Genomic DNA, 26,344 nt, shown 5'->3' on the forward strand with positions numbered 1-26,344 from the left:
GTAACTGTTATTACTGGATTTACGGTTTCATTAGTATTAGGGGTGCGGGATTGGAACATTAATTGCCAACTTTTTTAATTGGCGGTATATCTTTTTATTACACTGATAAGCCTGCTACTATTATCTAAATTAATTCCTCCTTTAGCTGGTAACAATTCTATGTCTTTCAAGCAGCAATTCTCTATTATTAAAGATACGAAAGTATTTACTGGCCTATTAACAACCGTATTTTGGATTCTTGGGAAAACTATGGTAATTGCCTATATTGCGCCATTACTAAACAACTTATTAAATATCCCATCAGCAAGAATTAGCTTCTATTTATTCTAGGTGTGTTTCTTCGTTTATCGGTTCTCGCGTTGGAGGATTTGCTCTTAATAAACGGGGGCCGATGCGGACAATTATCATTAGCTTAATCATTCACTCATTTATCTTAATTACATTTACATCCAATTCAACTTCAACAATCGGTATTATTATTGTCCTTATGGAATTGGGCACATCTGCTTGGATAACTACTCCAGCTAATCAATATTATTTAATAACTTTAAAACCAGAATCATCTTAAATAGTTCTAAGTTTTAATACAGCACTAATGAATATTGGAATGACGTTAGGAGCAGGATTAGGAGGCTTGGTTGTTGAGTATACTTCTATTCATAATCTAGGTTGGATTGGGGGAATAACCGTATTAGCAGCATTAATTACTACAGTATTTTCATTTAAAGTAAAAAGATTAAATGAGCATTCCATTTACATGTAAAATGAACACAAAAAAGCATTAACTCTTTCTGATTAATACTTTTTTATTAACCACTTCACCAAATGTTATCTATTAAGCGACCTATTAAGCGGATTATCATTTTAGGTATAAACATTAAGATATTCCAAATCACTTCACCTACTACCTCGAAAAAGCTCTCTTTTAAAAATTCTCTTATTCTGCTTTTATTTTTCATTTTATATCTTTTCACTTTATATCTTTTCATTTTATATCTTCCCATTATTCATTTTAAGTTGAGCTATTTTACTCGATTTTATCAAAATAAGGATTATAAAAACAGCAAGAAAATTATTACATATTATTCCTTTTTAATATGGTATAATCATGATACATTTAAATAATAATTTATTTTCGCCTCTGTAGCTATAGAAGGGAAGAGCGCCGGAAAACATTGTTAGTACCGGGTCGCAAGGAAAGGGTTTCAGAAGCACCGAAAAGCAAAAATAGCTGAGGCAGGTGAAATTCCTAGCCGGTGAAAGTCCGTAGGGAAGCGTGTTCCCCCTAGCCTATGCTTACGAAAGGAGTGCGGGTTCGAATCCCGTCAGAGGCATTCCTGTTAATTCATCAGATTATGCGAATAAAAAAGGAATTGCTTATGAAAAAGCAATTCCTTTTTTGAATAATTATTTAATACTTAACTGTAAAGCTTTCAAGTTTTCACGCATCGCTGCTACGTAGCCTAATTTCTTATCTTGTAATTCTTTAGATAAAACCTCTAAATCATACAGACTAGCTGTCTTTGTTCCTGTTTCAGCTGCTACTGTTTCTGCAATTGCTGAGTTAGCACCTTGTTGATAATAGATAACTGGTACCTCATTTTCTTTCACTAAGTCTCTAATTTCTGCAATACGTGATGCGCTCGGTTCCACTTCTGTAGATAAACCGCCAATTGCGATTTGCTTTAGATTATATCGCTCCGCAATGTATCCAAAAGCTTGGTGTTGTACGACAAAAACACGGTTCTCTGCATTTTCGAACGCAGCCTGGTATTCTTCATGTACTGCTTGAAGTTCCTTATTAAAAGCTGCTGCATTTTTTTCGTAATCGTCCTTTCCATCTGGATCTGCTTCAATGAGTGCATCACGAATAATATTTACTTGCTCTTGTGCCAATAATGGATCTAACCAAATATGTGGATCAAGGCTTTCATGGTCATCAATTAAAACAGATACTGGCTCTGATTCTGCATATGTATTATGAGAATCATCAAAAAGTACTGCTTTTACTTCAAAGCTTTCACCAGTTGTTTTGTACTCAAAATGATCAGTTCCTTGTCCTGACACTGCTTCCCATTCTTCATCAGCACTTCCACGAGTATACCAATGCCAATGCTCATAGTCAGTTTCTTCTTGCAGCTCAGCAACAAGTGTAACGACATCTCCTGTATGATAGTGATCTGCCAAGCCAATAATCTCTATTGGTCCAGCACTTTCTTCACTTCCATGGTTATCGTGATGATCAGCTTCTTCACCGTCTCCATGAGCTTGTCCATGATCATTAATAACAATCTCTACTGGTTGGGACTCGGCAAATTCATTGTGAGCATCATCATACAATACTGCTCGAACTTCAAAACTCTTCCCTGCAGCTTCATAATTAAATTCAGGTCCGCCTTGATTCGGGACAGTAACCCATTCTTTATCAGCACTTTCTCTTGTGTACCAGTGCCAATGTTCATAACCTGAATCATCCTCTAATTCTGCTGTTAATTCAATCTTATCACCAGTGTGATAATGATCTGCAACACCTTGAATTTTTATACCTTTTGCATCTTCATCAGATGCTTCATGTTCATCTTCATGATGGTGCTCTGATTCAACACCATCTGCCGTTCTTGCTATCACTAATTTATCGTTCTCAATCGTCTTTAATAAGCTTCCTACCCAAAACTCCATTTCTTCACTGCTATATACAAAAACGTCTGCATCATTGACACGAGCGACATCTTTTGCACTTGGCTCATAGTGATGGGGATCTTCTCCATTTGATAGCATTAAACTTATATCCGCTCGATCTCCTGCAACTTGACGAGCAAATTCATACATAGGGTAAAATGATGTTACAACAGAAAGCTTCTCATCATTCGTACTGCTTTCTTCTGCATTTTGACACCCAAAAAGAAAAGTGGACATCATCAAAATGAAAATTAACCAACTTTTTTTCATTTGCGTTATAAACCTCCAAACAACCAAATAAAGCGTAATAATTACGATTTAAAAGCTAGATTTTAGAATTTAATTCAAACTTAGTATATTAATAACTTAATAATTTCGATATTTATTAATGAGCTAACATATCACGCACTATACCAGCTGCATCTAGATTAGAAGGATAATATGTTGGCCAATGAGTGACTTCTTTTAGCAATGTCTCACTGTCATCTCCCCAATATAGATGGAAATGATGGGAATCAGCTGGAAAGATACCATGATCACTAAATTGAATGTATTTAGGCATGTCCTCTGTTCCGTCTGCTAATTTAAAAATGAAACGCACTCCTCTATTCCCTTTTTCATAGGTAAGAATTTCGTATCCGTCTGACTCATACTTTCCTGAATACTCCTTGTCACCTTCAAAAAAAGTTACAACATTGTCTTTAATGAGGATGCGGTCAACATCCGTTTTATAGCCTACTGTATAATATTCTTTATATTCTTCTTTTGTCATATCTCCATTTTCTGCTTTATGTTCCAATACCTCGTCTAAATCTCCAGATAAAAGATATGGATAAACAGATTGCCAGTCACCTTCCCAGTCAGACAATTCACGGTTCTTTACCTGACTATCTTCAAAATATCCTTGATATATTTTTTTACTTTTTTCGTCAGTTCCATGATGATCATCAATGACAATTTTAGCTGGTGCTGATTGGGCACTTGGTTTGTTGTCATTGTCAAACAGAGCAGCTTTTACTTCTAATCCATTAACCGTTGCTTCAGCTGTAAAGATTTCGCTCTCTTGCCCTTCAACTACTTTCCATTCTTCATTGGCATTTTCTCTACTATACCAGTGCCAATGTCCAGATTCTGTTTCTTTATCTAAAACTGCAGTTAACTCAATCTTATCACCGGTATGATAATGATCTCCAATTCCTTCAATTTTTATTTCTTCTGGAGCATCATCTATATTTTTCACTTCATCTTCCTGTACTTCTGATTCTTTCGCCCCTGCTCCATCTACTTCCTCACTTTTTGTTCCTGAACATGCTACTAAAAGTACACTAATTAATAACATGCTAAATAAGCTAAGATATAACTTTTTCATTTTTTCCCCTCCTATTTTTATGTAAAATTAAATCGTAATTATTACGTTTTATAAACTAACACTTACTTAGCCTTCTGTCAAGCATTGCTAATAATTATTTAATAAAAAATAGAAAGTGACAAGAACAATAACGTTTTTTAAATATAATATTACCCTTTAACACGCTGTCCTATTTCATTGATATCTAAATACCTTATACTTGGTTTTTATGTGCTCTAATTAAAAAACTCTCCTTTAAACCAAAGAGAGCTAACGATATCTTAATATAATAAACACCCAAAAAATCATCTTTGTACGGAATGAAAACTTTTTTCCACTACAACTTACAGTCGTCGGTTTTTCTAAGCTTTTTAGCTTCTGTTTGATTAGAAAAAACCCGTTATACTCATTAGGTGTAGTCAATTTTGATAACATTGCTCAAATTCGTCTTTCATGAGCCAACTAGTACAAGCCAAACCATTTTCATGATAAATTTCTTTATCAACTTCTAATTCAATGCTTCTATTTGAATTTGGATATTCAGGATCGTTGTTTACAATATACAAAGTATCTTCATCCTTCCAATGCATAGAAAAAGTAGATTTTGCATCACTATAATATATAGTTTTCACTTTATTTTCCTCATTATTAGTGACTTCAATCCATACATTAACTCCCCCGGCAGCGCCTCCATATAGTTCATAAAAAGCATTAGCTGTATACTTTTCTGTGGGTGACGATAACGGTTCAGGTCCTTTTTGGGTATAATCTTTATTAATATTATCAAACGAAAAAAAATAAATCCCATATAGTAGTACTCCTATAAATAGAAGTGAACTTGTCAAAGTGACAAGTAGTAGCTTTTTGGGAAAATGTTTCTTATTCAAAAAGTAGATTATTAAATAAATAAAAGAAACAATTAGCAAGAGTATTGTCAATATGGATAGTAAAAAACCGATTATATTCAACAAATATATAGATCCTCCTGTTACTTTATAGCTAATATTGTTTATTATACATTGTACATTTTATAAAAATGCAGCGTTAAATTTACTGACATTTATGTAAAAGGGTCAACCTAAGAAGGTTGACAAAAATTGTATTAGTGGAGCAAAGAAAAAAGTTTAATTACTGGCTGACAATATATCTTATTATTTTTAATTATTAAGGTATAGGTATTTACCTACAATAAATAAGATGTACCGTATAGTACGGCAGTACATCTTCGAAAACGTTACCAGATTTTCAATAACTTAAGTAAAAAAGTGCCTGAGGACTCTGCTTAAATATAGTATATGTTTTACGAAGCTCTTTCTACAAATTTTACAAAATGTAAGTGTTAAAACTTATAGGATATTTTACCATTTTTCACTCTCCTCTTTTCATCCTATTTACTAAATAAAAATACTTTTGCAATAGTTCTTAGAAGTATGCAATTCTATTAGTAATGATGAAGAAAAAAAGGAGTGATCATATGTACAAAGTAGGCGAAAAGGTTCTACATTGTTCAGAAAAATACGAGATTTTATACATTTATGAGAGCGGTTTCGTAGAGATTAAAAAACATCCTTTTTCGATAAAATTAGTTCATATTACAGAAATTACTCGCAATGGAACTTGTTAGATACATCTACATGAGCTGGTTCTCAAAATATATCCATCTTCTGTGAATTGGATTAAGCTAAATAGCCTTTTTGTGGTTCTTTAGCCATTAACCCTTTTCTATACGCGAAGATTTACATTCCTTTCTACATATATAAGCATCTAGGATGCTAATAGCTTCTTTTACAAAATAAGCTAACAAGAAATTTAACATTATAATTAGCTAGGTATTATTGGATATGCTATACTTCTCGCTAGTTAATACCTATTTAATATAATGAAAGAAGGTTGCTTTATGAAGATTGCAGCACCTAAAATCTCACTAGAATTACCTGCGAAGAATTTTAGTGATATTTATTATGAGGAAGATCCCATATTGGAAATGTGTACAATAACAAACTCAGATTTTACATATGAGTCCTTAAACAGGGTTCGGCTAGACAAGGCTTTAATAAAGAATTGTAAGTTCACTAACACTGATTTTAGTAATATCTCTATTACGGATGTTGTGTTTGAGAATTGTGATTTCTCCAATGCTAATTTAAGTGGATCCTCTATCCATAGAGTTGAATTTACTAACTGCAAATTATTAGGAACCACGTTTCCAGAGTCTAGTCTTGGTAATGTGAAATTTAATAATAGCATATTAAATTTGGCTGCATTTGGGCATTCGAAACTAGAAAAAGTAGTATTTCAAGAAGCCGCTCTAAAGAATAGTGATTTTTATGAATGTAAACTTAAAAAGGTAGAGTTTGAATTATGTGACCTTGATGGTGCGAATTTTGAACAAACACCTCTTAAAGGGATAGACATTAGTTCGTCTAGTTTTGAATCGCTTATCGTCTCCATTGATAATTTAAATGGTTGTACCGTTTCTACTCATCAAGCTATTCAATTTTCTGCCTTAATGGGACTAGTTATAAAAGATTAATGATTTTAACTCTAGCATAGATAGGGATAATTAAACTATTACTCTAAGTCTCGAAATGTGAACGCTAATTTTTGCGATTTACAAAGTAGCAGGTAAAAAAGAAGTATATCTTTTACTGGGTAATTATGTTTATATAACATAGAAGGAAACCTCCATAAAAAGTTTTCCTTCTAAGGCCCCATTAACCGATCAACCTTAATCGTTTTTGTTTACTAGCTTTGCTCTACCATATTATACGAAAGTTGGTTTTAGTCCCCGAATAAATGCGTTACAGATGATTCTGATAAAAAAAACAGTTGCCATTGGCAACTGTAATGAAAAGCTATTCCTCTTCTCAAAAGGAATATATCATTCATCTTAATTTTTATAAATTAATGCTTTGTCTTTAGCTAAAGCAAATGGTCGATAATAGCCTACCGTGTTTGATAAAGGCAAAACTTCAGGATGTAAATTTATATTTAGTACATTTTTTATATATTCTCTTCGTTTTTCAAACCGAGCCCATAATTGCGGATAGTTCTCCTGTATTTCTTTTCTTAACTCTTCGTCTGCCAGCGCAATTCCTGTTTCCGCACTAGCACCACCATAGCCTTGAACAGACGGAATAATATCTACTTGAAACAGCATACCACTTCGTATTTTCGCTGTTGATTCTGGGTATATTGGGGAGCTCATCCATTCCTCATCAGCTACTAAATGGCCTGGGTTTAATGACCAATTAAATTGTTCCTTAGGCAGGACATTTTGAATGCAGTTATACATATCTTCCCCGCTTAAACCAATTTTGATATTTTCTAACCAAGCTACAACAGCTGTATAATAGGGTTTTGCCACTTTCTCTAAATAGTCTCCTACAGTTTCCGGTAGTTCTGCTTGATCAGCTACAATATAACCTGCTCTACTTGTTAGACCACCCTTATATCCTGTAGTAATGGAAAACTTATCTCCTAGGTGAACTTTTTTATTTTGCGGATAAAGAACAGCATTTGTGAATCGTTCTCCTGTTGCAAAAATATTCGTTACATTATGCGGTTGGCCATAAACAGATAAATAACTAGCAAGCTCCATATCTGTTTTACCCAGCTCTATTTCATCCATTGCTTTTAATACACAATCTGATGATAAACTGGCACCATATTCATAATAAGATATTTCATCAGCATTATTTACTATTCGAACTCCCTCTTGCCCAATAAAAAGTTCTGCACAGTTAATAATATTGTCACTATCACCAACAATTTGTTTTAACGAATCCACAATATAATAAGGAATATCAAATAACTGTTTATTATCATCATACTTGCTAGTAAACAGTTTCCAGCCTACAAGCCCAATCGTTGATTGCTCGTTTATATTGGCAGTTTTAAGTATATCTGCAAAATTCATGCTGTTTTCCATCGGTTGATTTGGAAGGGAGAAGTGAGGAACATGAATTGCTTCTGCCTTTAATCGTGAAAATTTTGCCATCTTAAGATTTTCGTTCCCTAATAATAAGTAAGCTTCTCCATCTTGACTTATAACTAGCAAGGCTTCTTCAAATCTCGGTATAAAACCTGTGAGATATTCAAAATTCGCACCATGTTCACGGTCAGCATATATAATAGCCGTATCAATATTATGTTCTTTCATTTTATTTAAAAGCCTATTTTTACGTTGATTCATCGTTTCATCTGAAAGAACAACAGTATTATTATTAAAATCACTTAACGGTCTTTCTATCTCTTTTAAAGTAACATTTTCATACTTATAGCCAAACTTCATAAAAGCTTCACTCCACTTCTCTAATTGTTATTTATCGGAAAACTCATTTGTCGATAAATTGATATGTAACAGCTAATTTTTAATACACCATTTTAAAACTTGAATTTATTTTAGAAAGTAAATTTTCTTGCTTAACCATTATCATATCATAATGAATACAGAAATATTAGCAGCTCAAATATTGCCTCTTCTTTTAAGGATTTCCCTTTCATAATCGATAGTTCTACGCTAATTTTTCAATATAATCCTTATAAAAAATCTTCCCTATAACTATTTACTCATTATAAGTACTTTTACTATTAAATTCCTTATACCAATGTTATTTTAGTAAGTAAGTATAAACAGAATAATCATTGGCTTTGTCCTGTTGAAAGTAATAACCAGGCCGTTACTTTACCTCTGTTTAACAACTTAATCCATTAAAGGCGGTTATAAATTTGGAGAAGCGGGATGTCAAAGTTATCAATCAACTCAATGACCTTACAGAAGGTCATGTATTATATTTCTTCGAAGATATAAATACTTATATAAATAATATTATTGATTTTGTTATCTCTGGATTGGATCATAACCAATATTCCTTAATCATTGAGAATGATCGGATTGTTCCATTGATAGAAAAAAAACTTGCTGTGCTACTGAATGAAAGTCAAATTAGCAAAGTTAAATTCATCAATAATTATGACTTCTACTTTGCAAACGGAGATTTTGCATGCAATTCTATTTTTGATTATCTTCCTAGACTTTATAAGGGTTATAATGAACAAGAATTTCGTGTACGTAGCTGGGCCCATATAGAATGGGGAGATATTAGTTATATACATAACAAATTAACAGAGTCTGAAAAGGAAGCTGAAATAATAGTCAGTAGAAAGGGAATTCTGTCTGTTTGTGCCTATGATTCAGATAGAATGAGCGAGGAGCTTAAAACAAACCTTCAATGTCACCATAACTTTCTTATAAGGAATTAGAAAAATTATACAGTTCCCCACTCTTTTTTCGGAATGAAGCTGTTTTTTTACCTTCTTATAATATCCTGCCAAAAGTAATCCCATAAAAAAAGTTGCTGTGAGGCAGCAACTTTGCAGAAATGAAATTACTAACACTTATGGTTATTCTTCTTCATCTTCATCAATATCCATTTCTATATCTATCTCTTTAGAAAATAGCTTAACAAAGTCATTTGTATTTAAATAATGGTTAGAAAAAAAAGAAATTAAACATATATCATACCCTTTTACTCCAAAGGTAGATGTATCATCCATATGAAAAGTAATGCTATCCTCTTTATAAAAGCAGGGTCCAAATCTTATGTTATCTTGGTTTGAAACAATAAAATGATGGTAAGGGATGAGATATTCATTAACTAGATGTTTAAACTGCTTTGAATCTGTAACCTTAACAGTAAAAAATAATATATCAAAATAAACCTCTGTAAAATCCTTGAGGCCTTCATCATAAGTCATCCTACGAGCACGTTGTTGAGGGATAAATATATGGGAATATTCTAAACCCAATCTGTCTAACTCCTCTTTTGCACTAGAATAATCATCATCGTAATATTCAAATGTTACGTACAAAGGAAATTGGTTAAGCTGAGTGAAAACTAAAATGAATAACTCTTTTATATCCTCGTTTGAGTATGAAAGCTGCCATACATTTTTAGGTTTTGGGTTTACAATAAATTCTTCTATGTCCACATAATAAGGTTTGATTCCAAAATACATTTGTTTGTTCATATTAACTCTCCCAGAAACAAATTAACGTCATACTCCTGCTTATCTTTAAAGTATAAACTAAGTCTCTATATAAAAAACGTTCATCTGATAGGATGAACGTTTTCAGGTTTGAAAATTATCTACCACACTAACAATTATCTTTCCCTTTGCATGTCCTTCACCAAGGTAGCGTATAGCTTCTTTCACTTGATTTAGATTATACCGTCTATCAATTACAGGTAGTAAATTACCTTCCATATAAAGTTTTGTTAAAGCATCTTGATCCTTCTTATTTGGTTTATGTACAAGAACTTTCAGCGTCTTATTTTCTGTTTTTGCAAACAAAGGCCCTAGACATAATAATTGGATGATTAGTGATAACGACCCTCCAACCATAACATATGTACCATTAGGATTTAATACTCGCTTGCAATTAAATATGTACCGCGTACCAACAACATCGAGAATTAAATCATACGACTTATCCAATTGGGTAAAGTCTTCTTTCTTATAATCAATGACATAATTTGCCCCTAATGACTTTAGCATATTAAGCTTTTGGGTGCTATCCACACAGGTTACCTCAGCACCATGTAATTTTGCCAGCTGCAAGGCGAACGTGCCCACTCCCCCACCGGCACCATTAATTAAAACAGTTTGCCTTTTTGTATTCTGGCGGCCAATACGTAATCCTTGCAAGGCGAGCACAGCTGCTTGCGGAATGGCGGCCGCTTGATCAAATGTCATACTAGCTGGTTTTATGGACATTGCATCTTCATGTACACACACATACTCTGCGAAACCGCCCCAGCCACACCAAGATATGTCCCCAAATACTTCATCTCCTGCTACAAGGTGCTTTACATGACTGCCAACCGCTTCGACCCTGCCAGATATGTCTGCTCCCAGTATCCTGTGTTTCGGTTTTATCATTCCCCCCAAACGGGTTAAAAACGGTTTACCTCTTAATAGATCCCAGTCCCACGAATTTACGGATACAGCATGAACTTTAACCAGTACTTCATTATTCTGAGGATACGGAATGTCTATTTCATTGAGTTCAAGCTCATCTGTCGTTCCATATTTTTCATATATTATCGCCTTCATGAAGAAATCTCCTTTTAAGAATTTATTCGTACAAAACAATTCTTTATATGCCATTAGAGAGTTTATGAACATGAAGTATAAAATATATGTCTTGGTATAATAAAAGGGATTTCAACATCTATTGCATTAACACAAGAAAAAATTTTCTTGATTTAATACCCGAATGCTACCACTATAGTACCTTAATAAAATGGCGCTGTTTCAGTTAATTGTTTATTAAACGATACTTTGTTTTGGTGATAAGCCTTTATTCAAAGAGTTTTGTTCATTAGTAACCGATTTATGAAAAGTATCATTATTTATCAGTACTAAGTTAGCAAAATCATTTGTTCCTCCATCATCTAAAGGTAAATTGTGATGTACTTGCCAATCCTTTATATAACAGTGCCTGTTACGTAGTTTTCTAACTAACATTCTGTCACTATCCAGTCCGACTGTTCCATAAGAAATGGTCTTGCATATATTACAGGAATGCTGCCATATTTGTGACATAAGAAAGTAATACAAAATAAGGAGTAGAAATACACCTACTCCTTTAGCTTGATTATTCGACATTCATTATTATTAAACGTTATATAAACCACCATCAATAGTATAGGAAGATGAAGTAACGTAAGAAGATTCATCTGATAGTAAAAATGCAATTACATTTGCCACTTCTTCAGGTTCACCATATCGTTTCATCGGAACAGCATCATTATATGCATGTTTTGCAGCTTCAGCATCTTCTGAAACATTGGATTCAATATTACGCATCATTTGAGTATTAATGACACCTGGGTTAACAGTATTCACACGGACATTATAGGTTGCTGCTTCTAGAGCTGCTACTTTATTAATACCCACTACAGCATGTTTGGATGAATTATATAATACCATACTTGGTGCTCCAGTAAACCCAGCTACAGATGATGTATTAACAATAGAACCAGCATTCTGTTGTTTCATCACAGGCAAAACATGTTTAAGACCAAATAACACACCTTTAACATTAATACCATAGACAAAATCAAAATCTTTTTCTGTTATTTCTTCAATTAGTTTAGCTGGTCCTTCAACTCCTGCATTATTAACAAAACCATCAATTCGACCAAATTTAGCAATTGTTTGGTCTACATAATTTTTAACATTCTCTTCATTCGATACGTCAGTTTGTACAACTAAACTATTATTTTCCGTTAATTGAAGCTCTGCTTGTACCGATTCAATTGCTTCTTTGTTTAAATCCACTAGTACTACCTTTGCCCCACCATTCGCTACTTTTTTCACTACTTCTTTCCCTATACCGCCTGCTGCTCCTGTTACAATAATAACTTTGTCTTTAAAATTCATGTTTAAATCCCCTTTTTATATATTTTGAATTGCGATATCTCAAATTAATAATAACATAGGTTATTTTAAATAACCAATAATTCAACTCAGATATTTATCATTATCAAAATTCATAATGTTAATTATTGATGTTTGTGTTTTCTTTTTCGAGTTAATGTGTTGAATCTACATAAAGATTTTTATTACCTTTGAATATTAAAAGATCCAAGAAATAAAAAACTAGGATTGTTACATAAGAAAAGGAGCTGCCGCAGCAGCTCCTTTTAAATATCACCAATATTTCCTTTTTTCACAGGTCTTATAAAAACTCCTAATTTGACTATAAGTTTAAACATCCAATAAAAGAAAAAAAAGTTAAATAAAAGCCCAAACGAGATAACTGAAAACAGCATTCCACCATGATAAACTAGAATATCTGCAGGAAAACCAAAATAATAATCTCCAAAGCTCTTTTCAAATCGATGACCTACACTAGGAACTACAGCAAAAATTATAGTTGATATAAAACTTACTATTGATAATTTTACTTTTTTAGCATTAAATTTATTTAAAATTAAAAATGCTACTATTGCTAAACCGTTTATTAACAATCCAATAATCAAATCAATCACGCTAAAATCTCCTCGTTTTTTGCCACCAATTTATACTTTCTAAATTATTATAGCAAAAATACCCATTATTAACATAATCTTATATTAAACTATATTCCTACCATTTTCTATTTTATACAAGTCTTCCCCCCTCTTATTCCAGATAAATTTTCTTGAATTAAACCACTAAATGCAGTCTTATTATATGGTTTCTAATACATATGTACTGGTCCTATTTTATTATTATTTCAAAAAATTGATTGACAGCATATAGAATTTAACAAAGAATGAAATGGTAGAGTAATCCATATAATAAATATTCATGCATAATGAACAAAGGGTGATTAAGTCATTGAGAAACATATTTACTATTTACAAAAATGATTGGATACGAATTTTCCAAGCTCCTGTTGCTTTATTTTTAATCATTGCATTAATGATATTGCCTTCCCTCTATGCTTGGTTTAACTTGAAGGCTTCTTGGGATCCATATTCCAACACAAGCGGAATTAAGATTGCTATAACCAATGAGGATGAAGGGGCTGTTATTCGTGATAAGGAAGTTCATATTGGGGATGAGATTGTTGCAACCTTAAAAGCGAATGATAAGCTTGGCTGGACATTTGTCAGCAAAAAAGAAGCTGATGAAGGGGTCAAAAAAGGTACTTATTACGCAAGTCTCTATATACCGGAAGACTTTTCTGAGAAAATAGGTACGGTGTTAGAGGATAAACAAATAAAACCTGAAATTGAATATACGGTCAACGAAAAATTGAATGCCATTGCTCCAAAAATGACTTCCAGCGGTGCTTCCACTATTGTACAGTCTGTAAAGGAAAGCTTCGTGGAAACAGTCAGCGAATCTGTTCTGACTATCTTTAATGATGCGGGAATTAAATTAGAAGAAGAACTACCTACTATTCGTAATATCGAAAGTAAAATCTTCACACTAGAGGGTGATATTCCTCAAATGGATGCTTTATCTGAGAAGATTTTAAATCTAGAGGAAAAAATTCCTGAAATAGATGAACAAGCGCAAAAACTTTTAGCGTTAGAATCAGCTATTCCACAATTAAATGAAGCATCTGAAAATATTTTGTTATTAGAAGAAAAACTACCAGAACTTGAAAAAGTAGGCGAAGGTATTCTTCTGCTTCAGGAAAAAGCTCCTGAAATCAAAAAAGTTGCAGGAAAAGTAACTGAATTAGAAACTCATTTTTCCGAAATTAGTGATACTGTTTCAAAAGCTGTCACTAATGTCGAAAAGATGCAAGAATTTATTACAACTGCAAGTGGCTCTTTAGAAGAAATAGAACAAGGCATTACTAATGGGCAACAAATAGCGGAAGTTCTTCCTGATTTTATGGAAGAAAATCAGGAAGCTTTTAATACAATAGGACCTGTGTATAAACAAAACCTGCTCTTATATCAAAAAACAGCGGATGCTGTACATCAGTATGCATCTTTAGTTAAAAGTGGTTCACTATCTGATCAAGAAATAACAGAAAAAGCGTCCCTATTAAAGGCACAAGTACAAACAAGTATAGACAGCCTAAATCGTTCCATTGTTTTATTTACGACATTAAACACTGCTACTACAAATGGGCAGTCAACACTACAACAAGAAATAACGGACTTGCAATCTTTGCAAACAAATTTTAATAAAGAAAAAGAATTACTTGGTACTATCCAAGAAAATAAAGAAGCAACAGAGTTGTTAACATTATCTCAAGAAGCTATTAATCTGAGCACTACAATGCTTAATCGTTATGATACGCAAACAGCACCTAGCATTAATAATGCCCTAGATGCACTGAAAGAAGCGACACAAAATGCTGGGGAAGATTTAAAAAGTGCTCAAGAGAACTTACCGAAACTTAAAGAAATTTTAGTTACTACAAAGGATTCACTCACTCTTGCACAGGAAAATTTATCAAAACTTCAAAACAATCTACCTGCAATTGAAAAAGAGGTTAAAGAAGTTTCTAGCATCATTCAAGATAATATTGATGATGTTTTAGAAGGAATAGATAAAGCGGCAGACTTCTATACAGACACATTTCCATCCTTAGAAGAGAAAGTGCATGTAGCAGCGGACTTTGTGCGTAATGACCTTCCTGAAGCAGAAAAACAACTTTCTAAGGTTGCGTCCATCATTAGAAATGATTTGCCGGGATTGGAAGATTCTGTTCATAAGGTTGCAAATCTAGTTCGAGATGAATTACCAGGCCTAAAGGACACTCTTACTAATACAGCAGATTCTATTCGGGATTTTGAAGATAATTATGATCTTGGTGAAATTATCTCTCTGTTAAAAAATGATATTAATGAAGAAAGTGATTTTATGGCAAACCCAGTTGTTTTAGATGAACATTCTCTATTTCCAATACCTAACTACGGGTCTGCCAATTCACCATTCTACACAACACTAAGTTTATGGGTTGGAGGATTATTACTGATTTCCTTGCTGCGTGTGGATGTCAGAGATCCAGAAGGAATTTATACTTCTAATCAAATCTATTTTGGTAGAGGTTTAACTTTTCTAACGATTGGATTATTCCAAAGTCTGATTGTTACATTAGGAGATATATTCATCTTAAAAGCCTATGTAGCCAATCCAACCGCTTTTGTATTGTCCAGTATTCTTATCAGCATGGTTTTCATGACTATTGTGTATACATTAGTTTCGGTTTTCGGTAATATCGGAAAAGGAATCGCCATCATCTTCCTTGTATTACAACTATCAGGTGCAGGTGGAACATTCCCGATTCAAGTTGCTCCACCATTCTTCCAAGCCATAAATCCTTTCTTACCATTTACGTATGCAATTAACTTATTACGTGAAACAGTTGGTGGAATGGTAAATGAAACAGTTTTTCATACTGTAAGCATGTTGCTCCTGTTTGGTGTGGTTGCAATAATAATTGCCGTTTTCCTGAAAAAACCACTTGCTAATGCTACGAAAAAAACGGCAGAAAAAGCTAGATCAAGCGAAATTATTCACTAATGGAAAAGTGATGTAGAAAAAGAATGAAGGCTGTATTTTAAACCTGTAGTCGAAACACTTTAAATTTGTGTTTCATCTGCAGGTTTTTTCAGCTTATATAGGATAATATACGCAGTTTTGCGCCCCCTTATGGTATAGTTGGTTCGGGATATCTACCATCTTTGACTTTCCTGCAAATTACAAGTGTGGGAAATAACCAAAAGTATAGCTCTCTTTTTTAAGTATTATGATTAAATAATTTCACTCTTTTTAGTTTCTATATACACTAATTCCTTAAATACACAGTTACACGCAAATAAATAAATGAGCTTACACTTAAGAACAAGCGTTAATCACTCTTAGAATGAATTTAAATATTATAAAAACAGACTAATCCCTCTTTCAATAAAAATTAAACCCACACCAAGTAACCTGGCATGAGTTTCAATAAACTACTATCATATATATTCAATTTCTTAACAGTCACCCTAGAATCCTCTTTATCCTTATCTCAATAATTACTTGAAGTATTCGATAATAACTTATTCTGAGTATGAATTTACCGGCCGCCCTAATCCTAAATTCCCTCGTAATGTATTACTTTCATACGCCGTTCGATAGATTCCTCTAGCTTGCAGTTCAGGAATGACATAGGTAACAAAGTCTGTTAGTGAATCTGGCAAAAGCGCAGGCATGATATTGAATCCATCAGCAGCACCGTCTCTAACCCATTCCTCCATCTTATCAGCAATTTGAGTTGGGGTTCCAATGGCTATATGATGTCCCCGCGAACCTGCTACCCACTGATAAGTCTGTCGTAATGTCCAGTTTTCTTCTTTTGCTTTCTTTAGAATCATTTCATGCTTGCTTTGGATAGCATTAACAGTCTCTGGAAGTTTGATATCTGTAAATTCTGTATCGAGCGGAATGCCTGCAAAGTCTATGTCACCGAAGTATCTGCCTAAAATAGCAAGTCCAGCTTTAGGTATGATCAACTCTTGCAATGCTTCATATTTTTCTTGGGCTTCTGCTTCCGTCGCTCCTACTATAGGCATTAATCCTGGCATAATACTAACATCACTTTTCTTTCGGTTGAAAATCTCCATTTGACCTTTTAGGTCATTGTAAAAGGTAATTGCATCCTCTTTATTTGCTTGAGCAGTAAAGACAATCTCCGCATATTTAGCTGCGAATCGCTGACCATCACCTGATGACCCTGCTTGTACAATGACTGGATGACCTTGAAGCGATCTTGATACATTTAGCGGCCCTCTAACAGAGAAGAATTCACCTTGATGGTTGATTTGATGAAACTTGCTTGTATCAATAAACTGTCCTGACTCTTTATCAATCACTAATGTGTCTTCTTCCCACGAATCCCATAGCTTCTTGGATACTTCCATAAACTCTGTTGCTCTTCTATAGCGGGCACTGTGTTCTAAATGCTCTGTCTTATTGAAGTTTTCTGCAGTGGAAGCTAGTGATGTCGTAACAACATTCCAACCTGCACGTCCTGCGCTTATATGATCCAATGATGCAAACTTTCGAGCAACATGAAAAGGTTCTTCATATGTAGTGGATGCTGTTGCAACTAAGCCTATACGGCTAGTTACGGACGCTAAATAGGCTAACAACGTCATTGGCTCAAATCTAGTTAGAATGTTTGGATGTGAATTTTCATCAACAGACAAGCTATCTGCTAAAAATAATAGGTCAAATAACCCTTTTTCTGCAGTCTGTGCGATATCTTTAAAATATGTTAGATTCATAGATGCATTCGGTACAGCATGTGGATGTCTCCATGAAGCAACATGGTGACCTGTTCCAGCTAGAAACAAACCTAATTTCACCTTTTTTGGTTGTTCGTTCATGTTGATTTTCCTCCTTTGCTTTTTAACCCTTTTGACAAAAATAAAATCCTTCTTCTATCTGCAGAAGAAAGATCATAACTAGAAGAACAGTACTTCGCAAACATAAATTCGTCGTTTACGCTTGCGAAGCATTTACTTTTATTCAAAAACCGTCCTGTTCAAAACAGTTAGCCGACATCATTATTTCTTATTCAATACATTTACTGCTAGATTAGCAAAATACTCAGACGCAACTTTAATCGCGTCTTCCTTTAAATCAAATTGTGGATGATGCCATTCCTGCGGTCCATCTACACCCATCCAAACAAAAAAGCCTGGAATGTATGTTTGATAAAACGCAAAGTCCTCTCCACCGGCACTAGGCACAGCATCGACAACATTATAGCCAGCTTCGACAGCAGTAGCGCGAACAACTTCCTCCAAGTTGGCATCATTATTAACTACTGGTAAATAATCATCCCAAATAAACTCAACAGAACCGCCATTTCCTTGAGCAATCGATTCTGCTAAGTTTTTCATTAGACCAGGAATCGCTGCTCGTGCTTCAGGCTGGAATGTCCGAACTGTCCCTTCAAGCATTACAACGTCAGGAATGACATTCCATGTGTTTCCTCCATGGATACTTGTAATACTAATGACCGCATTATCAAACAAATTCAGTCTTCTAGCAATAATAGTTTGGACAGAGGTTACATATTGACTAGCAATAACAATAGGATCAATCGCGTTATGAGGAATACCCGCATGCCCGCCTACACCATGGAAATTAATCTTAAATTTATCGACACTTGCCATTAATCCCCCTGATTTTACACCAATAGTACCTACTGGCAAATCCGGTTTATTATGCATTCCGAAAATAGAAGCAACTCCTTCTAATGCTCCTTTTTCGACAGCAAGCTTCGCGCCTTGGGCAACTTCCTCTGCTGCTTGGAAAATAAATCTCACTGTTCCGTGCAGGTTATCCTTCTGCTCATTCAAAAGAATCGCCGCTCCTAATATGGAAACAGTATGGAAATCATGACCACATGCATGCATTTTTCCGTCTGTTTTCGATTTAAACGGTACCTTTGTTTCTTCTTTAATTGGCAAGGCATCAATGTCTGAGCGGATTGCAATAGTCGGTCCAGCAAACGCACCCTTAACTTCCGCCACAACACCTGTTTCTAAATCAAGAGGTAGAATGGATATATTGTGTTCTTGTAACCACTTTTTAATATGAGCAGTTGTATTAAATTCTTCAAAAGCAAGCTCTGGATTTTCATGTAAATATCTTCTTTTTCCAATTAAGTCTTCTAATAGTTCATGAGACATTTTCATGATTATTATTCATCTCTTTCCAGTGTTTTTAAAAATTGTTTCGTTCGTGGATTTTTTGGATTATGGAATAATTCCTTTGGATCATTTTCCTCGACAATATTTCCGTCTGCCATGAAGATGACACGGTTTGCTACTTCTTCAGCAAATTTCATTTCATGTGTAACGATAATCATTGTCGTGTTTTGCTTAGCAATATTTTTAATAACTTGAAGTACTTCAGAAACCCATTCAGGGTCAAGGGCAGATGTTGGTTCATCAAACAGAATGGCATTCGGGTTTACAGCAAGCGCACGGGCAATCCCGACACGCTGCTGCTGACCGCCAGATAATGTAGACGGATATTGATGGAATTTATCCTCAAGCCCTACCTTTATTAATAGCTCTTTACCAATTTTCTCTGCCTCTTGCTTATCCATTTTCTTGGCAACAATTAGTGCTTCCGTTACATTTTGCAAAGCTGTTTTATTTTTAAACAAATTATAGTTTTGGAAAACCATCGCTGTTTCCTGTCGCAAATTATGGACGTCTTTTCGTCCCATTTTAGCTACATCTACATTTGTTTCTCCAATATGGATAGTCCCTTCATCTGGTACTTCTAATAAATTTAAGCAGCGTAGTAATGTTGATTTCCCTGATCCAGACGGTCCAATAATGGCCAATACATCGCCACGATCGACGTGTAAATCAACACCATTTAAAACGGTATTTTTACCGAAACTCTTTTTCAAGTTTTTTACAGATATCATGGTAAGACTCCTTTAACTGATATACGGTTTTTCCATTCGCTTTTCGATTACTTGTTGGATTAAAGTAACTATTATAATTAGAATCCAATAAAGCAATGCCAATGCTAAGTATGTTTCAAAGAATTTCAAGGAGCTTGCTGCTAATATCTTTCCTTGTGCAAATAATTCAACGATACCTAATGTAAAAGCTAGGGAAGTCTCTTTAATTAGACCAATAAAAACGTTGCTGCTCGCTGGAATCGCATTACGAGTTGCTTGTGGTAATACGACCCTGCGCAAAGCTTGTGCCCTCGTCATTCCAACAGATAAACAAGCCTCTACTTGCCCTTTATCGACAGAGTTTAATGCTGCTCGGAAAATTTCCGCTAAAAACGCCGATTGCTTTAAGCTGAGTCCCAAAATAGCTGCTGTAACTGCGGTCATTCCAGTTAGAACTGGGAAGATTTGCGGCAATCCGTAATAGATTAAAAACAGCTGTACTAATGTTGGAATTGCACGGAAAAATGAAATATAAATGGTTGCAAGCTGCTTTAAAACAGGTATATTCGACCTAGTAATCAAAGCAAGTATTAAGCCGCCAATAACAGAAAAGAACATGGATATGACAGCAAGAAATAAGGTAAATGGTATTAATTTCAATAGCGCCGGAAAAATTTCTATAAAGTAACCAAAATCGAGTTCAAGATTCATTTTGTTCCTCCAAATTATTCCTTAACTGTGATGTCTTCACCGGCAAAGTATTTTTTAGATAGTTCTGCTAATGTTCCATCCTCACGTAATTTCTTAATTTCTGCATTAAATGCTTCTGCTAATTTCTCACCATCTTCTGTTTTTGCGAATGGGAAAGAAACATCTTCGTACACAAATGGGTCACCAACAAACTTCAATGGTAGATCGCCTTTATCAATCTCAGCAATTAAAGATGATTTTGAGTTAACATAGCCATCGACACGATTGTTGATTGCGTCATTCATTGCGCCATCGCGTGTTTCATAAGTTTTTGCGATAATTTCAGGATCAAAATTTTCTAGATTTACAACATTATTAGAGCCTAAAACGCCAGAAACTGTTTTCCCTTTTAAATCATCTAAACTATCAAAATCATTGTCCTTGTTTGTAACAATTGTAGCCCCAGCATAAGCATATGGCTCAGAGAAATTATATTTTGCTTTTCTTTCTTCCGTTACAGCAACGAAGTTTGCAACAGTATCAATTTTCCCTGTTTCTAATTGTCCCATTAAACCTGCGAAGTCCGTTTTAACCCACTCCACATCATAGCCTAAGTTTGCAGCAATCTTTTCAAATACTTCTACGTCAAATCCAATTAATTTACCATCTTCTTCATAGCCGTTCGGATAACTTTGTGCCGTTGATCCTGCACGAAGAACTTTCTTTTTGCTATCCCCTGATTCTTCATTTCCACTTCCGCAAGCTGCTAATAACAACATAACTGCCATAGTAATAACTACAAGTAATTTCTTTTTCATGATGTCTCCTACCTTTTCTTATATGTTTTTGCTAATAATAGTTTTTCTAAATAGATTGTTACATGTCCTTTACCTAAATCGGACTCTCCAACCTTTTCATAGCCACGCTTTAGATACATGTCTGCAAGCCAAGGATGCTCCTTTGCTGTGCCTAATGAAACAGAAGGACAATGAAGCGTGTCTCGCAAGTAATCATTTTCAATGAAATCTAAGAGTTTTGATGCATAACCCTTGCGTTTAAACTCAGGAGCAACAGCAACCCACCAAATATGCGGTATTTCATATGGCCCATGATGGCTGCTCCATGGCATACGGATAGAAGCAGTCGCTACCATCTCGTCGCCATCCTTCATATAAAAACATATATTTTCATTGACATTTTTTTCTACTAGCTGCTCATCAGCAGTGGCTGCTGCAAAATTAATGCCAAGCTCACGGATGGAAGCATAACCGCGTAGTGATAAATCTAGTAATGCTTTGATATCCTTATTAGTAGCTTGATGAAAGGTCAAATTACTCAACTAATAACCCTCCATTCTTAATAGATTGAATAACCTCATCTACCTTTTGGCTTGCAAGACCAGTATACTGACTTGGATCTAGCAGCTGATTAATCTGTTCTTTCGACAGCACCGAGCCTACTTTCTCATTTGCTGACAGAAGTTCTTTAAATGGGACTTTTTGTTCGACTGACTCCATAGAGATTTGATACACAAGGTGATGAGCAGTTTGCTTCCCAACCTTTTCAGATAATGCAAACATGACACGTTCTGACAGGACAAGACCACCTTGCATTTCCAAGTTTCTCATCATATTTTCAGGTTTTACTACTAATCCTTCAAGAACAGTGATTGTGCTTTTCAACTGAGAAGAAAGATATAAGCAAATTTCAGGTAAAGCAATCCATTCACTTCTCCAGCTCATTGCATCTCGCTCATGCTCCATCACTAATGATTCATGGAGCAATGCAACACTATGCAAAATAGGTTTCGTTAAGCTTGCGATACCTTCAAAAATAGCCGGGTTGCGTTTATGAGGCATTGTAGTTGAGCCAACATTTCCTGTTTTAAATGGCTCCTCTACCTCATCAATTTCTGTACGCATTAAATTATAAAATTCATTCCCTAACTTCCCTAGAGATCCACTTATCAAACCAAGTACAGAACCATATTCAGAAACTCTATCACGAGAGGAATGCCAACAAATATCTGGGGTATCCAATTCTAGAATTTCTAATGCTCTTGCTTCTACTTTAGGACCAATACTGCCTAATGCTGCGTAGGTTCCGACCCCTCCTGCTAGCACACCAGTAAAGACTCTCGTTTCAACAGCCTGTAATCTTTCTAAATGACGTTCAAACTCACTTAATACTACTGCCATCTTAAAGCCGAACGTTGTTGGTAATCCTTGCATTCCGTGTGTTCTTCCAGGCATTGGCGTATCTTTATAGGTAGAAGCTAATCCAATTAAAAGCTCCGCTACTTTCTTAATATCTCGTTTAAGTATGTGATTTGCTTCTTTCAACTGAAGAATCATACCTGTGTCCGTTACATCCTGAGTAGTTACTCCATAATGAACAAATTCACCATACTCACCAGAAAGTGATTGCAAGTGATTAACAGTTGCCATTAATGAATGTTTTAGCTTCGCAGCCTCTGCTGCTATTTTGTCAATTTCGAAGTTTTCTATTTTTGCAGCATCTTTTATCACACTTCCCGCTTTTTCGGGAATAACTCCTAGTTCACTTTCCGCCAACGCTAATCCAGCTTCAACATCAAGAATTTTCTGTAATCTATTTTCATCATTCCATACAGCACGCATTTCCTCTGTACTAAAGTTATTTTGCAACATTTTTAAGTCTAAAACATGTGAACCCATTTTTGTTAACACTCCCATGTTGAAATCCAGAATATACTAGTTAGTCCTTTAACTCATAAAATATATAATTCCTATGTTTATAGTGTGAATTATAACATAGTGTTTTTAACTTGCAACAATTTATTTAAAATTGAAAATGTACATATAAATTGGAAACGATTTAAAATGGAAACAATTTCTAATTAACTACTAGAAACTGCCAATCTGTTAGTTTATAACCTAAAACAAGCAAGTTGCTAAAGCCGTTACCAACCCAAGCATAGTTGCCTATTAGTTAATTCTATAGGTTATAATATCTTGCTTTATCAAATCATCTATTAAAATCTTTTTATATTTTTCCAAGCTTCTATTATAAAAGGAAAAATTCATTATTTATCTTCTACAACTTAGCCTATCATGAAAATAATTATGTTACAATTTAAACATCTGATAATTCAGATACTTTTGATAAAAAAATGTAGGAGGTAGGTATTATGACTAATAAAAAAAATATTTACGTAAAAATCTATCGAGGGATTACGATTAAGTAATCTAACTACTTAGCGTTTTCCCAAATTCTGAAAGGGGAAAATAATTTGAACCAAACATTGCTAATCATCGATGCCCAGCAAGAAATAATTGATGGCAATCAAGAAGAAGGAGTAGTTTTTAATAAAGAACAACTGATTAAAAATATAAATTTATTAATCAAAAAGGCGGCAGAAGCAAATGTCTCCGTATTATTTGTAAGAGATTCAGAAGTTGCAGGAGGTGTAGGGAGCGGATTTCAAGTTCACAATGAAATTAATGTGCCTTCTGATCCAATCTTCTTTGATAAGACTGCAACGAATCCCTTTCATGGGACAAATCTTTTGAAGCATCTGAAATCACAAAACATAAAACATATCGTTATTGCTGGTTGTAAAACACAGCATTGCATAGATACAGCCGTTAGAACAGCCACTGTCAATGGCTTTGACGTTACATTAGTAGGCGACGCCCATTCAACAACAGACAATGATTTTTTACGTGCAGAACAAATTATAAATCACCATAATGATACTCTTCATGGCCATTACAATGTTGATCACTTTTCAATTGTCAGGAATTCAGTGGAAGACTTGTATACACCATCACATGATTCTTACAGAGAATAGTAAAACGAGTTTAAGTGCAGAAGCATGTTTATTGAAAAGCGAGGAATATAATAATGGCTTTGGAAATGAGAAAAGAATGTGAACGCTGTACTTCTTTATTAGCGGAAAGCTCAATTGCTTATATTTGTGTTCACGAATGTACATTTTGCGAACCTTGTACAGAAAATATGAAACAAATTTGCCCAAACTGTGGCGGAGAACTAGTTAGAAGACCTAGAAAACAATTAAATAGATAATCATCTTTCCTGGATAAGCAGAGATTTTTCTCTGCTTATTTACATAAACTGATTCTTATTTTTTATTAGTCGTGTGTATGGGAGCCTTTCTAGCTTTTGATACATTGTACTACTCTCCCCTCTTTGAATCATGTGCACTAATAACATACACGGCTACACCTTTTTAGATTACCCTCGCTTGATTAAGTTCATTTCTATCCTCCTTTTCAATAACTAAAACTTTCAAGTTCTTAAAATTCTAAATTATTCCAGCATGTGGTATCTTTATTTTAAATAATTAGAGAAAGGAAAAAACAATGGAAATCAAATCATTAACTTTACACTCAAATAATTTAGTAGAAACAAAGATGTTCTATACTAAAACGCTCGGTTTTACTTTAGTTGATGAGGATGACAATAATTTTCAAATAATGGTAGGCTCAAGCAAATTAACGTTTACTAATCAGAGTGCTTCGAATAACCCATTTTATCATTTTGCATTTAATATTCCCGCTAATAAATTTAGCGAAGAGAAACAATGGACTAAGGAGAGATTAAATTTATTAACTGAAAATGGAGAAGATGAAGTTGATTTCTCTCATCTATCTGCCCATGCATTTTATTTCTATGATCCTTCTGGTAATATAGTTGAATTTATTGCAAGATATGGGATAAACTCCAATAGTAACCTTCCATTTACTTCAGAAAGTATCCTTAATATTTCTGAAATTGGTCTTGTCGTTGAAGATGTAATGCAAACTGGCCAAGAAATGATTAATAACGGGATTTTTGAACGAGATAATAATTCAATTAGTGATAAATATTTAAACTTTATGGGGAAAAAACATAAAGGGATATTTGTTATATTAGCTCAACCAGATAGAAAATGGCTTTTTTCAGAAAAATATTCGGCTATTTTCCCACTGGAAATAGTATTAGATAATAATAAAATATTAATAGTTAATACAAAGAATGAATTTCTAATAAAAGAATAACGCTTCATTTTAATACGATATTAAGGAAGTAGTTTGTTGCATCAAAATGGTCTTCTAAATCTAACTTGAGTTAGCTAAAAACCCCCATAAATATTAGAGATTAAATTGTTAATAATACGGGAGGGACAGAATGAAAAAACCACCTCTTTTTATTGCAGCTACTATCGTATTGTTTTTAATTGGCTGCATTCAATGCAGTAGGTGATCAAAGTATCATTGTAGGAGAAGAAGATGTTAATCCTGAAGCTTCCTATGAATCGTTTGAGGTTTTAATCGATGATAGTACAGTATTTAATGGTGATATTTCTAGTATGAAGCAGTTAAAGGATGAATTTGTAGAAGATAAAAAATTTGATGTTTGTTTATGGGTAAAAGAAAAAGTCGAAAATAATCATATCAATAATAAAGTAGTAACCAAATTAAGGATAGATAAATAATGCACAAATAAATTGGAAACAATCAGCGCAAACAGCCTGATTGTTTTTTCTGCTTAAATATATCTTCTTGACGTGCGTTTCTATTATCCAATTCTTTCATCATGCCTTAGCCATTTTTTTTATTCTCAAAGGATTTTTGGAACAGCGATTTAAGGATAGCAGTTAATAGCCACCCTCTTTTAATTTAAGAAAATGTACTTACACT

The 26,344-nt window shown here is 34.2% G+C and carries 27 protein-coding genes; 10 read left to right on the forward strand and 17 right to left on the reverse strand.

What is annotated here, in order from left to right; genetic code table 11:
- Positions 1-159: 159 nt before the first annotated feature.
- The 3 genes from MKX82_RS27170 to MKX82_RS27180 all read left to right on the forward strand — a co-directional run bounded on the left by MKX82_RS27170 (position 160) and on the right by MKX82_RS27180 (position 763).
- Positions 160-330, forward strand: a complete 171-nt coding sequence (locus tag MKX82_RS27170) for a hypothetical protein (RefSeq protein WP_233314928.1) — start codon at positions 160-162, stop codon at positions 328-330.
- Between the two features lie 61 nt (positions 331-391).
- Positions 392-568: a hypothetical protein gene (locus MKX82_RS27175; protein WP_341081498.1), complete on the forward strand. Its 177-nt coding sequence runs from the start codon at positions 392-394 to the stop codon at positions 566-568.
- Between the two features lie 27 nt (positions 569-595).
- Positions 596-763 (forward strand): hypothetical protein, encoded by a 168-nt coding sequence (locus MKX82_RS27180; protein WP_251647211.1) that lies wholly within the window; start codon positions 596-598, stop codon positions 761-763.
- Positions 764-818: 55 nt separating this feature from the next.
- On the opposite strand, the gene MKX82_RS27185 is transcribed toward MKX82_RS27180, so the two are convergent.
- The 4 genes from MKX82_RS27185 to MKX82_RS27200 all read right to left on the reverse strand — a co-directional run bounded on the left by MKX82_RS27185 (position 819) and on the right by MKX82_RS27200 (position 4,998).
- Positions 819-989 (reverse strand): hypothetical protein, encoded by a 171-nt coding sequence (locus MKX82_RS27185; RefSeq protein ID WP_233314925.1) that lies wholly within the window; start codon positions 987-989, stop codon positions 819-821.
- Positions 990-1,407: 418 nt separating this feature from the next.
- Positions 1,408-2,949 (reverse strand): metal ABC transporter solute-binding protein, Zn/Mn family, encoded by a 1,542-nt coding sequence (locus MKX82_RS27190; protein WP_341081499.1) that lies wholly within the window; start codon positions 2,947-2,949, stop codon positions 1,408-1,410.
- A gap of 115 nt (positions 2,950-3,064) precedes the next feature.
- On the reverse strand, positions 3,065-4,048 hold the full coding sequence (locus tag MKX82_RS27195; RefSeq protein ID WP_341081500.1) for a metal-binding protein ZinT: 984 nt from the start codon (positions 4,046-4,048) through the stop codon (positions 3,065-3,067).
- 398 nt (positions 4,049-4,446) lie between these two features.
- Positions 4,447-4,998, reverse strand: coding sequence for a DUF5412 family protein (locus tag MKX82_RS27200; RefSeq protein WP_341081501.1), 552 nt, complete (start codon positions 4,996-4,998; stop codon positions 4,447-4,449).
- Positions 4,999-5,924: 926 nt separating this feature from the next.
- Between MKX82_RS27200 and MKX82_RS27205 the strand changes: the two genes are divergently transcribed.
- On the forward strand, positions 5,925-6,560 hold the full coding sequence (locus MKX82_RS27205; RefSeq protein ID WP_233314921.1) for a pentapeptide repeat-containing protein: 636 nt from the start codon (positions 5,925-5,927) through the stop codon (positions 6,558-6,560).
- Positions 6,561-6,917: 357 nt separating this feature from the next.
- On the opposite strand, the gene MKX82_RS27210 is transcribed toward MKX82_RS27205, so the two are convergent.
- Positions 6,918-8,321 (reverse strand): M24 family metallopeptidase, encoded by a 1,404-nt coding sequence (locus MKX82_RS27210; RefSeq protein ID WP_341081503.1) that lies wholly within the window; start codon positions 8,319-8,321, stop codon positions 6,918-6,920.
- A gap of 437 nt (positions 8,322-8,758) precedes the next feature.
- On the opposite strand from MKX82_RS27210, the gene MKX82_RS27215 reads away from it, so the two are divergent.
- The gene (locus MKX82_RS27215; RefSeq protein WP_341081505.1) at positions 8,759-9,292 is read left to right on the forward strand and encodes an MEDS domain-containing protein; all 534 of its coding nucleotides are present in this window, start codon (positions 8,759-8,761) and stop codon (positions 9,290-9,292) included.
- A gap of 141 nt (positions 9,293-9,433) precedes the next feature.
- Here the strand turns inward: MKX82_RS27215 and MKX82_RS27220 are convergent, their stop codons facing one another.
- From MKX82_RS27220 to MKX82_RS27240, 5 genes are all read right to left on the reverse strand, one after another.
- On the reverse strand, positions 9,434-10,060 hold the full coding sequence (locus tag MKX82_RS27220; RefSeq protein WP_341081507.1) for a hypothetical protein: 627 nt from the start codon (positions 10,058-10,060) through the stop codon (positions 9,434-9,436).
- 102 nt (positions 10,061-10,162) lie between these two features.
- Positions 10,163-11,146, reverse strand: a complete 984-nt coding sequence (locus MKX82_RS27225; protein WP_341081509.1) for an NAD(P)-dependent alcohol dehydrogenase — start codon at positions 11,144-11,146, stop codon at positions 10,163-10,165.
- 216 nt (positions 11,147-11,362) lie between these two features.
- The gene (locus tag MKX82_RS27230) at positions 11,363-11,638 is read right to left on the reverse strand and encodes an HNH endonuclease (RefSeq protein ID WP_341081511.1); all 276 of its coding nucleotides are present in this window, start codon (positions 11,636-11,638) and stop codon (positions 11,363-11,365) included.
- 72 nt (positions 11,639-11,710) lie between these two features.
- Positions 11,711-12,478 carry an SDR family NAD(P)-dependent oxidoreductase gene (locus tag MKX82_RS27235; protein WP_341081514.1) on the reverse strand — a complete coding sequence of 256 codons (768 nt, stop codon included), beginning with the start codon at positions 12,476-12,478 and terminating at the stop codon, positions 11,711-11,713.
- Between the two features lie 263 nt (positions 12,479-12,741).
- A complete protein-coding gene (locus MKX82_RS27240; RefSeq protein WP_341081515.1) occupies positions 12,742-13,089 on the reverse strand; it encodes a hypothetical protein in 348 nt (115 codons plus the stop codon).
- Positions 13,090-13,420: 331 nt separating this feature from the next.
- Between MKX82_RS27240 and MKX82_RS27245 the strand changes: the two genes are divergently transcribed.
- Positions 13,421-16,075 carry a YhgE/Pip domain-containing protein gene (locus MKX82_RS27245; RefSeq protein WP_341081518.1) on the forward strand — a complete coding sequence of 885 codons (2,655 nt, stop codon included), beginning with the start codon at positions 13,421-13,423 and terminating at the stop codon, positions 16,073-16,075.
- 521 nt (positions 16,076-16,596) lie between these two features.
- On the opposite strand, the gene MKX82_RS27250 is transcribed toward MKX82_RS27245, so the two are convergent.
- The 7 genes from MKX82_RS27250 to purB form a co-directional block, all read right to left on the reverse strand.
- Positions 16,597-17,925, reverse strand: a complete 1,329-nt coding sequence (locus tag MKX82_RS27250; RefSeq protein WP_341081520.1) for an LLM class flavin-dependent oxidoreductase — start codon at positions 17,923-17,925, stop codon at positions 16,597-16,599.
- Between the two features lie 180 nt (positions 17,926-18,105).
- Positions 18,106-19,239 (reverse strand): amidohydrolase, encoded by a 1,134-nt coding sequence (locus MKX82_RS27255; RefSeq protein ID WP_341081522.1) that lies wholly within the window; start codon positions 19,237-19,239, stop codon positions 18,106-18,108.
- 11 nt (positions 19,240-19,250) lie between these two features.
- A complete protein-coding gene (locus MKX82_RS27260; protein ID WP_233314912.1) occupies positions 19,251-19,991 on the reverse strand; it encodes an amino acid ABC transporter ATP-binding protein in 741 nt (246 codons plus the stop codon).
- Between the two features lie 12 nt (positions 19,992-20,003).
- Complete coding sequence (locus tag MKX82_RS27265) at positions 20,004-20,681, reverse strand: amino acid ABC transporter permease (RefSeq protein ID WP_341081525.1); 678 nt, start codon at positions 20,679-20,681, stop codon at positions 20,004-20,006.
- Positions 20,682-20,695: 14 nt separating this feature from the next.
- A complete protein-coding gene (locus tag MKX82_RS27270) occupies positions 20,696-21,481 on the reverse strand; it encodes a transporter substrate-binding domain-containing protein (protein ID WP_233315618.1) in 786 nt (261 codons plus the stop codon).
- 5 nt (positions 21,482-21,486) lie between these two features.
- Positions 21,487-21,999 (reverse strand): GNAT family N-acetyltransferase, encoded by a 513-nt coding sequence (locus MKX82_RS27275; protein WP_282581469.1) that lies wholly within the window; start codon positions 21,997-21,999, stop codon positions 21,487-21,489.
- Positions 21,992-23,356 carry an adenylosuccinate lyase gene (gene purB / locus MKX82_RS27280; RefSeq protein WP_233314910.1) on the reverse strand — a complete coding sequence of 455 codons (1,365 nt, stop codon included), beginning with the start codon at positions 23,354-23,356 and terminating at the stop codon, positions 21,992-21,994. Before purB ends, MKX82_RS27275 begins: the two co-directional genes overlap by 8 nt.
- 575 nt (positions 23,357-23,931) lie before the next feature.
- Here purB and MKX82_RS27285 point away from each other — a divergent pair.
- The 4 genes from MKX82_RS27285 to MKX82_RS27300 all read left to right on the forward strand — a co-directional run bounded on the left by MKX82_RS27285 (position 23,932) and on the right by MKX82_RS27300 (position 26,139).
- Positions 23,932-24,492, forward strand: coding sequence for a cysteine hydrolase family protein (locus MKX82_RS27285; protein ID WP_251646701.1), 561 nt, complete (start codon positions 23,932-23,934; stop codon positions 24,490-24,492).
- A gap of 53 nt (positions 24,493-24,545) precedes the next feature.
- Complete coding sequence (locus MKX82_RS27290; RefSeq protein WP_233314908.1) at positions 24,546-24,728, forward strand: DUF1272 domain-containing protein; 183 nt, start codon at positions 24,546-24,548, stop codon at positions 24,726-24,728.
- 296 nt (positions 24,729-25,024) lie between these two features.
- Positions 25,025-25,702 (forward strand): VOC family protein, encoded by a 678-nt coding sequence (locus tag MKX82_RS27295; protein ID WP_341081531.1) that lies wholly within the window; start codon positions 25,025-25,027, stop codon positions 25,700-25,702.
- Positions 25,703-25,881: 179 nt separating this feature from the next.
- Positions 25,882-26,139: a hypothetical protein gene (locus MKX82_RS27300; protein ID WP_341081532.1), complete on the forward strand. Its 258-nt coding sequence runs from the start codon at positions 25,882-25,884 to the stop codon at positions 26,137-26,139.
- Positions 26,140-26,344 lie beyond the last annotated feature (205 nt).

It is taken from the genome of Niallia sp. FSL R7-0271 (genome assembly GCF_038005785.1).
Lineage (GTDB): Bacteria > Bacillota > Bacilli > Bacillales > Cytobacillaceae > Niallia.